This is a genomic window from Longimicrobiaceae bacterium (assembly GCA_035696245.1).
Taxonomy (GTDB): domain Bacteria; phylum Gemmatimonadota; class Gemmatimonadetes; order Longimicrobiales; family Longimicrobiaceae; genus DASRQW01.
Map to the genome: position 1 here is coordinate 1 of DASRQW010000558.1, position 10,160 is coordinate 10,160.

7 protein-coding genes are annotated in these 10,160 nt (G+C 72.9%); 3 read left to right on the forward strand and 4 right to left on the reverse strand.

The window, feature by feature from the left end; genetic code table 11:
- The 3 genes from VFE05_24755 to VFE05_24765 form a co-directional block, all read right to left on the reverse strand.
- The coding region (locus tag VFE05_24755) for an acetate--CoA ligase family protein (protein ID HET6233310.1) at positions 1-1,092 on the reverse strand (1,092 nt) is incomplete at its 3' end.
- Positions 1,093-1,112: 20 nt separating this feature from the next.
- Positions 1,113-1,298 (reverse strand): hypothetical protein, encoded by a 186-nt coding sequence (locus VFE05_24760; GenBank protein ID HET6233311.1) that lies wholly within the window; start codon positions 1,296-1,298, stop codon positions 1,113-1,115.
- A 138-nt stretch (positions 1,299-1,436) separates the two neighbouring features.
- A complete protein-coding gene (locus VFE05_24765) occupies positions 1,437-3,176 on the reverse strand; it encodes a TonB family protein (GenBank protein HET6233312.1) in 1,740 nt (579 codons plus the stop codon).
- Positions 3,177-3,605: 429 nt separating this feature from the next.
- Between VFE05_24765 and VFE05_24770 the strand changes: the two genes are divergently transcribed.
- Complete coding sequence (locus VFE05_24770) at positions 3,606-4,949, forward strand: amidohydrolase family protein (GenBank protein ID HET6233313.1); 1,344 nt, start codon at positions 3,606-3,608, stop codon at positions 4,947-4,949.
- A 218-nt stretch (positions 4,950-5,167) separates the two neighbouring features.
- On the forward strand, positions 5,168-6,727 hold the full coding sequence (locus VFE05_24775) for a hypothetical protein (GenBank protein ID HET6233314.1): 1,560 nt from the start codon (positions 5,168-5,170) through the stop codon (positions 6,725-6,727).
- 220 nt (positions 6,728-6,947) lie between these two features.
- Here the strand turns inward: VFE05_24775 and VFE05_24780 are convergent, their stop codons facing one another.
- Complete coding sequence (locus tag VFE05_24780) at positions 6,948-9,233, reverse strand: S41 family peptidase (protein ID HET6233315.1); 2,286 nt, start codon at positions 9,231-9,233, stop codon at positions 6,948-6,950.
- Positions 9,234-9,688: 455 nt separating this feature from the next.
- On the opposite strand from VFE05_24780, the gene VFE05_24785 reads away from it, so the two are divergent.
- Positions 9,689-10,042, forward strand: a complete 354-nt coding sequence (locus VFE05_24785) for a hypothetical protein (protein HET6233316.1) — start codon at positions 9,689-9,691, stop codon at positions 10,040-10,042.
- The last annotated feature ends 118 nt before the right edge of the window (positions 10,043-10,160 follow it).

Sequence of the window (10,160 nt, forward strand, 5' to 3'; positions counted from 1 at the left end):
GCGCCGCGGATCGGCGTTGGCGCGGACGACCAGCGTGCGCACGTCGGACGTGCCGTCGCCCACCACGTGCGCGGGCACGCGCTCGGCGCACGCCACCGCCCGGCCGCCCACGACGAGCACGCGGTGGTCGCGCCCGACGGCGAAGCGCTCGACGACGACGATCGGCGCGCCGCGCGCCGCCGCGACGGCGGCGGCGAAGGCGCGCCGCACCCCGTCGGCGTCGTCGACGCGGGCGGAGATCCCCTCGCCGTGGCTGGCGTCGAGCGGCTTGAGGAGCACGGGATAGCCGACCTCCCCGGCCAGGGCGACCGCGTCGTCCACGGTGCGCGCGACACCGCCGCTCGGGACCGGAAGCCCCACGCGCTCGAGCACGCGCTTGGTGTCGTCCTTGTCCTGCGCGATCTCGACGGCGATGGCGCTGGTGTAGTCGCTCATCGCCGCCTGGATGCGGCGCAGGTTCTTCCCCAGGCCCAGCTGGACGAGGGAGTACGAGTTGAGGCGCCGCACGGGGATGCCGCGCCGCCGCGCCTCCTCCACGATGGCCTCGGTAGACGGGCCCAGGCGCACGCCCTGGAGCAGGTCGCGCAGGTCCTCCACCATCCCCGCCGCGTCGATCTCCGCGCCCGTCATGCAGGCGCGCACGATCTTCACCGCGTCGCGCACCGCCTGCAGGCCCACGTCCTCCTCCTCGTACGCCACGATCAGCCACCACACGCCCTCGTCTCCGCTCGCGACCACGCGGCCGAACGAGACGTCGGAGCCGGCGAGCGTCTGGAGCTCGAGGGAGACGTGCTCCAGGATGTGGGGGAAGTGCGTGCCCTCCTCCAGCCGCTCCACGAAGCCGCCCTCCTCGCCGCGCGAGCAGGGGTGCTCGCGGAGCGTGGGCAGCAGCTCCAGCAGGCGGCCGGTGAAGCCGGGGATGTGGGCCGAGGTCACGTCCTCGAGCGTCCCCAGGCGCACGTCGCAGGCGATCACCGGCGCCAGGCGCCAGAAGTTGGGCCCGCGCACCGCGCGCAGGCGGCTCACGCGAAGCTCTTCGGGGTCGAGCGCGGCGGCGGCCATCGCGGCGCCGCCGCTGTTCGTCTCGGACATGGGGACGGGATCCGCTGGGTTCAGTGGGCGGGACGGCGGGCGCGGCTGGCCGCGTTCGGGTCTGGGTTGCCGCGTCCGCGGCCGCCGGCTTCGTAGCCGCCGCGGCGGCCCCGGTCGGCGCAGTCGATCCGGCGGCCGTACGTGGCGGCCGGGCGCCCGTCGCCGGGGCGGACGGACGCGCTACGGTCTGTGGATGTCGTTGCCATGGAGCACCTTGCGACGTATCTCCCGGCCGTGTCCGCGGGTCCCGCGCCGTTCGCGCGGCCGCCGCCGGGACCGCGCGGAGGAGCAGGAAGCATACCATCTCCCGCCCCAGCACGCGCTCGGGAGATACGGCGCTTACGCTACTGCGTGGGCTGCCAGACGATGGGGAAGTCCAGCCTGGCGCGCACCGGCTGGCCCGCACGCGTGGCGGGCTGGAAGCGCATCCGCTCGGCCACCTGCCGCGCCGGGTCCTCGAAGGCGCGGCTGGACGAGCTGACCACGGCGATGGAGCCCTTGTCCACCCTGCCCTCGGTGTCGATGGTGAGGCGGATGGTCACGTTGCCGCCCTGGTTGCGGTACATGGACGGGTAGCGGCGGTCCAGCAGGCGCGCCATCTCGTCGCGGTTGCGCAGGGCGGGCGGCGCGTCCAGCTCGCCCAGCGTGTACGTGGCGTTGGGGTCCACCACCGGCGGCGGCGGCAGGGGCGGCGGGGCGGCGGCCGCGGCCGAGTCGCGCACCTGGCGTACCGAATCCGTCTGCCGCCGCAGCAGCTCCGCCCGGGCGACGCTGTCGCGCCGGATCACCGTGTCTGCCGCGGCCGAGGCGATGCGGACGCTGTCCGCCACCCGCAGGCTGTCGCGGATGGCGGCGCTGTCCACCACCGCCACCGGCGCCGGAACGGGCTGCGGCTGCGGGCGGGTGAGCCAGTACGCCGCGGCGGCCGCGATGGCGAGCAGCAGCAGGAGCGGGACGATCCACGCCCGGCTCCGGCGCCGGGGAACGACGCCGACGGGGGATGCGGCTGGCTCCGCCGGATGCGTGTCCATCCCCGCGGAGTGGCGCGCCGCGGCCGACCCGGCCGACGGTGCGGGGGCGAACTCCGTGGCATCCTCCGGCGGGCGGGGGAACGAGCGGCGGTCCGGCCCCTCCACCACGGGGGCGCCCAGGGGGATGAACGGCGCTCCGGGCGGCGGCTCGGCGGCCAGGTGCAGAGCGGTGGCGTCGTCGCCGGACCGGACGGCGTCCAGCGCCTCGCGGAAGGCGGCGCCGTCGGCGAAGCGGGCGGTGGGGTTGGTGGACATCGCCCGGCGCAGCACCTCGACCAGCGCCGGGGTCACGCCCGGCACCCCCTCGGCCGCAGCGATACCGGCGTCCACCTCGTCGCCGGTGCGGCCGGGGTCGCCGCCGGTGAGCGGGCGCTCGCCGGTGAGCAGGTAGAGCGCGACGGCGCCCAGGCTGAACACGTCCGACGCGGGCGTGAGCCGCCGCTCGCCCGCCAGCTGCTCGGGCGATGCGTACGCGGGCGAGAGCGGGCCGCGCCCGGCCACGGTCACGTGCGTGAGCGTGAGGTCGTCGAACGCCACCTGCGCGATGCCGAAGTCCAGCACGCGCACCTCCACCCCGCCCTGCTCGCCCGTCTCCAGGAAGAGGTTGCCCGGCTTCACGTCGCGGTGCACCATGCCCGCGCGGTGCCCGGCGGCCAGGCCGCTCGCGGCCTGGCCCAGGATGCCGAGGGCGGTCGCCGGCGGCATCCGGCCCGCGCGCGCCATGGCGGCGGCGAGGTCCTCGCCCTCCAGCAGCTCCATCACCAGGTAGTCCAGCCCCAGCTCCTCGTCGACCCCGAAGTCGTGCACCGTCACCACGTTGGGATGGCGCAGGCGCGCGGCGGCCTGCGCCTCGCGCAGGAAGCGCTGGCGCACCCGCTCGCGCGAGTCGGCGTCGCTGGCGGGCACCATCATCACCTTCACGGCCACGGGGCGCCCCAGCCGCTCGTCGGTGGCCCGGTACACGGCGCCCATGCCGCCGCGCCCGATCACCTTCTCCACGCTGTAGCGGCCCGCTAGCGTGCGCCCGGCGAGCAGCCCTTCGATTCCAGACATTGGCCTGCGGTTGGGGAGGGACGTCCCGCGCGCCCGGCGCCCCAGCGGAGCCGCGCGTGCGATTGGTTGATAGCAGGGCGCGTACCCCCGCGTCAAACCGCGCCCCCGCCGAGGGTACGCGCCGCTGGCGGAACGGACGGGGGATGCGCATCTTCGCTGCACGTCCGCGCCGCCCCCGGCCGCGCGGAACGCCCACCCTTCCGGCCCATCCGGCCGCACCCTGCCTTCCATCCCCGACGCACTCCCCGTCCTCCGCCGGCGAGCGCCGCGCGCCGTACATCTCCCGGTCACGGTAGATGCCGGCGCGTGCGCCGGGGTGACCACGGCGATCTCCGTAGATACGGCGGATGCCGATCCAGCCTGGACGGCGATCGGGCGCCGCGGATCCCATCCTCCGCATCTCATCTCACACCTTCGACCAGACGGCAGATGCCGATCGATCCACACTATCCGATCCTCGCCGCACTGCTCGCGCTGGCATCGTGCGCGCCCCGCCCGCCGACGCCCTCGCCGACGACGGCGGACGTGGTGATCGAGGACGTGACCCTCGTGGACGTGCGCGAGGGGCGCACGCGCGAGCACCTGGACGTCGGGCTCGCGGGCCCGCGCATCGCTTACGTGCGGCGCGCGGGAGGGGCTGCCGTGCCCGCGGGAGCGCGGCGGGTGAGCGGGCGGGGGCTCTTCCTGATCCCCGGCCTGTGGGACATGCACAGCCACTCGCTGTGGTCGGCAGACGCGGTGCGGACCTTCCTGCCCGCGTACGTGGCGAACGGCGTCACCGGCATCCGCGACATGGGCGGCACGCTGGAGATGCTGCACGCTGCGCGCGATTCGATCCGGGCCGGCAGCGCGTATCCGCGCATCTACGCCGCAGGGGCCATCGTGGACGGGCCGGAGCCGGTGGACCCCAGCATCTCCCTGGCGGTGGGCGACAGCGCGGGCGGCCGCCTGGCGGTGGACTCGCTGGCGCGCGCGGGAGCCGACTTCGTGAAGGTCTACTCGCTCCTCCCGCGGGGCGCGTACTTCGCCGTGATGGACGAGGCGCGGCGGCTGGGCATCCCCGTAGCCGGGCACGTCCCCGTCGAGGTGACGCCGGACGAGGCGGCGCGCGCGGGCCAGCGCAGCATCGAGCACCTTCGCGACGAGCTGGAGCCGTTCTGCACGCCGCGCGAGCCCGCCCCGTGCGCCCCGCTGTTCGAGGTCTTCCGCCGCAACGGGACGTGGCAGGTGCCCACGCTGGTGGTGCTGCGGATGAAGGCGCTGTTCGGCGACACGGCGTACGTCACCGACCCGCGCCTGGCGTACGTGCCCGCGTCGCTGCGCGCGTCGTGGCTGCGGGAACGGCTGGGCAAGATCGCCCGCGGGCCGGACTACGCGGCGGGCAAGCGCGTGCGGTTCGCGGACGAGATGTGGCTCACCGGGCGCCTCGCGCGCGAGCGGGTGCCGCTGATGGCGGGAACGGACGCGGGCGTCGCGTTCTCGTATCCCGGCTTCAGCCTGCACGACGAGCTGGCGCTGCTGGTGGACGCCGGCCTCTCGAATGTCGAGGCGCTGCGGGCCGCCACCCTCGCCCCCGCGGAGCTCATGGGCGCTGCCGGCACGCTGGGCACGGTGGAGGCGGGCCGGGCCGCGGACCTGGTCCTCCTCCGCGCGAACCCGCTGCGCGACATCCGCGCGACGCGGCAGGTCGAGACCGTCGTCCTCCGTGGCCGCGTGATCCCCCGCGCCGGGCTGGACAGTCTCCTCGCCGCCGTCGCCCGCGACGCACGCTGACACCGCCGGGGGAGACGACGGGTGGCGGGGAAGATGGTGGGACATCGAATCCGCATCCCCGCGGGAGGGGTGAGGCGGACGTGCCGCATCCGCCGTCCGCCCGTGAGGGCGGATGCGCGCCGGCGCGATGAGCCGTGGGTGGCGCGCACCTTGCGGCCGGAAAGGACGTGCACGGCCCCGCATCTCCCGCCCCGCCCCACCCGCGCCCCCGCATAGCCATGATCCTCGAGAACCGCACCGCGCGCCGCATCGCCATCCCCACGACCGACGGGAAGGACTGCATCATCCTGCCGCCGTTCGGCCAGCGCATCCGTGACGCGAGCTACTTCGGGGGCATCGCCTACCAGCGCTGGGTGGACTACGGCCTGGCGGAGCTGTACGACCCGGCCGCGCCCGCCACGGGGAGCATGCAGAGGCGCCGCGCCATCCGCTCGGGGCTGGGCAACGCGGTGTGGCTCTCCACCTTCGCCATGGTGCTGGTGGTCGCGTTCGGCGTGCCGGCCACGCTCCTGCGCGTGTCGCTCGCGCCGTCGGACATGCACGACGCCAACCTGGGCCGCGTGGCGATGCTGGTCTTCATCGGCCTGGTGGCGGCGCTGCCCGCGCTGATGTACTTCCTGTTCGACCACCAGCAGAGCGCCACGCTGCGCACGCGCTTCTACCGCGAGGTGATCCGCCTGGACCCCAACCTCCAGACCATGGGCGACGCCGAGGCGCAGTACGGCAACCTGGTGGACGAGGTGTACGGCAGCGGCAAGCGCGGCGACAGCTGGAAGCTGACCACGGTGCCCATCCTCACCTGCACGCTGCTGCTTGCGCTGGGGTGGTGCGTGGCGCTGCTGCCCGTGCTGGACTCGCTGCGCCCCATCGCGTACACGCTGGAGAAGACGCTCCGGCCACAGCAGGGCATCCTCACCTACGCGTTCCTGGGCGTGTACTTCTTCGCGCTGAACCTGGTCTTCCGCCGGTACGTGCGCAGCGACCTGGGCCCCAAGGCGTACAGCCACATCACCACGCGCCTGATCGTGGCGGCGGTGCTCACGGCGGTGGTCGCGGCGCTCGCGCAGGTGGGCGGGCGCGAGATGAGCAGCCCCAGCGTGCTGCTCTTCGCCTTCGTGGTGGGCTTCCTGCCCGAGACGGCGCTCACGGCGTTGGAGGAGTGGCTGCAGGGCTCCAAGTGGCTGGGCAAGAAGGTCCCGTCGTTCCAGGAGACGTACCCGCTGAGCCGCCTGCAGGGCATCACCCTGTACGACCGAGCGCGGCTGGTGGAGGAAGGGATCGAGAACGTGGAGAACCTGGCGCACTGCAACCTGTACGAGCTGATGCTGCGCACCCGCATTCCCACGGCGCGGCTGGTGGACCTGGTGGACCAGTCCATCCTCCAGCTGCACCTGCGCGACCCGGCCGGGCCGGACTTCAGCGCCGACGCGCCCAACGAGCGCTCCATCGCCCTGCTGCTGGAGCACGGCATCCGCACGGCCACGGAGCTGGAGGAGGCGCACGCCGCCGCCACCGCGCGCGGCGAGGCCGAGCCGCTGCTGCGCATTCTGGGCCCGGAGCAGGGCCTGCCACGCCTGCTGTGCACCCTCAACGCGGTGCAGCGGGACGAGTGGATCACCAACCTGCGGCACTGGCGCGCCTGGCGCTCGCGGTGCTCGGAGGTCAATGGGCTGCTCGACTTCTACCCGGAGAAGGTGAAGCCCGGCCTCAGCGGCATCCGCATCTCGCCCGTCCGCGCCCCCGCCGACCGCCGCACGCACGCCTTCGAACCGCTGTAGATCAGCTCGTTCCTCATCGCACCGAACAAGTCGACCCTCTCCCGAAGCTGCCGGGAGAGGGTCGACTTGCTGGCATCCACCGTCTACCACCGTGAATCGATGGGGTGGCCGGTCGATGCGGGAGATTCGGCGGTGCGGTGGGATGTGTAGATGCGGTCGACAGCGGGTCGGACGATTACGATCCGGCGACTCTGGGATCGGACGTGCCGATGCAGGACAGCTACTTCGCCGCGGCGCGGGTGACGAGGGCGATGGCGGCTTCCAGCAGCTCGTCGCGGCCGGCGGCGAGGCCCGCGAGGGTGGGGGAGACGGGGACGGTGGGGAGGATGCCCACGCCGTGGTGGGGCGAGCGGTCGTCCTTGAGCACGCGCATGCCCGTCCACGACACCGCGTAGCCGCCGGGCAGGCGCACGGAGTTCACGTTGCCGTTGCTGCCCGCGGTGGGCTCGCCCACCAGCGCCGCGAGATGGTTGTTCTCCACCACGCCCGCGGTGGATTCCGCGTAGCTGATCGCGCGGCCGTCGATCACGAACGCGGTGGGCGCGGAGATGTACGGCGTGTCGGGCTCCATCTTCCACCGCCCGTCGTCGTCCCAGCGGACGCCTTCGCGGTCGGGGCGGGTGACGACGGGCACGTTGAAGTGGCTGCTGTAGATGGTCCGCCGCGTCAGCCGCTGGAGGAGGAGCGGGGTGCCCACGTTGCGCGGGTAGCCGCGCATGTCCACCACCACGCCGCGCGCAGCCGCCAGGCGCGGGAGCGCGGCCAGCAGGTCATCGTCGTTCACCCGGTCCAGGTCCACGTACACGATGCCGGGCGCGACCTCCGCCACCTTCCCGGGCCTCTGCTCCTTCACCTGCGGGTTCCGCGTGGTGCGCACCGCGCGCACCACGGCCGTCGCGGCGGACCCGCGGCGAACGGCCAGCACCGACACGGAGCCGTGCGGGCCCTTCAGCATCTCCTGGAGCGCGCGGACGTGGCGGAACTGCGGCGTGGCGCCGGAGACGGTCGCCTCGGTGCGCCGCATCAGCGCGGCGGCGGGCACGCCATCCACCGTCTCCACCACGTCTCCGCGGCGGAGCGGAAGCCCGGCCTCGGGCGCGGCGGCGAGCACGACCACGCGGCCCTGCACGTAGCCCAGCAGCACCTGCGGCGAGTACACCGAGCTGTCCGACGCCAGCACCGCCAGGCCGTGGCCGTCGCGAGCGGCGGCGACCATGCGGCGGAGGGTGCCCGTGAACGCGCCCGCATCTGCGTCCGTCGCCGCGCTCCGGAGCGACGAGCGGAGCACCGACGGCCAGTCCGCCACCACGCCGAAGTACGGGTAGAAGTGCTGGTAGACGTTCCACGCGATCGCCACGTCCGCCAGCCGCGTCGCGCGGTCGTCCCCGCTGAACGCCGCGGTGCCCGTCGGCTCCGGAGGAAGCGGAGCGCCCGACCGCGGCAGCGTCCCCGCGGAGTCCGCGTACACCGCTAGCGGGATGCTCGCGTACACGCCGCCGCCCAGCGACGCGAGGAACGGCCTGCCGGGAGATGGCATGCTGTCCGCCACGCCAGTTTCCGTCAACGGCGTCGACACGCGCTCCTCGTGGTAGATCTCCGGAGATGCGCCGGTCGCCACGCCCGTGTGCCGCCATGTGACCGAGCGCGTCGCTCCCGCGGGCGCCGCCTCGCGCTCGCCCGGCGCGAACGGGCGTGTGCCGATGCGCACCGTGGGCGCGAGCGGGCCCACCAGCTCGCGCAGGCGCGCCGCCAGCTCCGCGGGCGTTCGGGCGTCCTCGACCGCGCGGGCGCCGCGGACGGCGAAGGCGTTCCAGCTCGCGCCCACCGCCTCGTCGCTGGGGTGGAACCAGCGCACGTAGCCCAGCAGCCGCGCGAACGCCATCTCGTTCTCCAGCCCGCGCGCCGCCAGCGGCCTCGCCACATCGGTCCGGACGGGCGCCGCCGGCCCTACCGCCTCCAGCGACAGCCCGTCGAACGCCGCGCTCGCCCCGCCGATGAGCTGCACCGTCACGGATATCTTCTCCGCGTCCGGCGCCACGTCGCCCACTACCTCGTAGGCGCGCCAGGCGGAGTCGCGCACCGGCCGGTCCTCCATCCCGTCGTAGAAGCCCGCGCCCTGCCCCGCCGGCCGCTTCACGTTCACGGAAAGCCGCGCGCTCCCCCCGCGGCCCGCGTTCGCGCGCACGTACCCGCGAAGCCGCACGCGCCGGCCACGGAACGGCGCCGCATCTACCGACTGCGCCAGCCAGCCCACCCCGCCCGCCGCCGTCGCGGGCCGCGAGACCTCCACCGCGCGCGCCCCCGCCACCCCGTTTTCCGCGACGATGCGGAACCGGTAGCCCTGCCCCGCCGCCGTCCACCCCACCGGCACCCCCGCCGAATCCCCTTCCTCGAATCCCCCGTTCCTCAACCCGTTCGCCTGCGCCCCCGCCGCGGGAACGCCGAACGCAACGCATGCGAACAGTGCGAACGACGCGCGCAGGACGCTGTGGCGGCTGGTTTTCATTTGGGAGGCTCACGATGGGAGGTGAAAGACGGGAGCGAGGGGGAGGCGGACCGAAGCAGAATTGTGGCAGAAGCCTGGGTAGTGCCGGCCAGAACCGTTGGAACATACAGGAGCCTGGTTCCGACGATGAGTCGAGCTTCCGTTACCGACGCTCGGCGTCCGGGCGCGCGCACGCAGGGTGGAACAGACAGGCATGAGCGACGGCTGGTCGTCATGCCGCGGAATTGGGTGACTGGCCCGGCCTGATCTCGGCTTCGGCGAGACGCCGATGCCGCTCTAAACAGGTGAGAACGGGATATTGTGCATGCCGGATGACGCACGTATCGTTCGGGAGAGAAATAGCAGTGCCTCGCCATACCTTTCCAATCTTGGCAGAAGGGATCCCCTCCCCAATTTCAGCTTGCTCCTGCTTCCACTCTGCATCTTTTATTCGATTCCCAGCAACGGAAGATCCCATGGGCCAGGGTGCATTTCTCTCGGTAGGCAACGACACGTCCAGCCAGGTCGTAGTCGATGTCGACCACATCGTCTGCTTTTACGAACACGGCGAGGAGGGGTCCGACTTCAAATTGTTCACGCTCACACCGTTGGCCCCAAAGGTGATGATCGGCCCGGCATACGTGGAGGCGAAGAACACCCCCGGCTGCGCCTTTGACCGATCGCACTTCACGCTCCGGTTTGGGGGAATCGGAGAGATTGAGGTTTCCCAACAGAATAGTGAGTACGGAATCCATCGCACCGACGGTCCGATCCGCTCTGATCTGAAGCGCGAGGGCGACCAGTTCCGAATTCACATCTGGGTCGAATGATCGGTAGTGACTCCATTTTTCAGTGGTATGCAGAGTGAGTCAGAAACTCCACCCAACTCCACACGTGGTCGGTTAACCCCCCCGCCATCGCAGGCGAGCGCTGCAGATACCGCCGCTG

Excerpts from the sequence above, each read along its gene's own strand:
- VFE05_24760 (HET6233311.1), bottom strand. The coding sequence starts at position 1,298 with ATGGCAACGACATCCACAGACCGTAGCGCGTCCGTCCGCCCCGGCGAC.
- VFE05_24765 (HET6233312.1), bottom strand. The coding sequence starts at position 3,176 with ATGTCTGGAATCGAAGGGCTGCTCGCCGGGCGCACGCTAGCGGGCCGC.
- VFE05_24770 (HET6233313.1), top strand. The coding sequence starts at position 3,606 with ATGCCGATCGATCCACACTATCCGATCCTCGCCGCACTGCTCGCGCTG.
- VFE05_24775 (HET6233314.1), top strand. The coding sequence starts at position 5,168 with ATGATCCTCGAGAACCGCACCGCGCGCCGCATCGCCATCCCCACGACC.
- VFE05_24780 (HET6233315.1), bottom strand. The coding sequence starts at position 9,233 with ATGAAAACCAGCCGCCACAGCGTCCTGCGCGCGTCGTTCGCACTGTTC.
- VFE05_24785 (HET6233316.1), top strand. The coding sequence starts at position 9,689 with ATGGGCCAGGGTGCATTTCTCTCGGTAGGCAACGACACGTCCAGCCAG.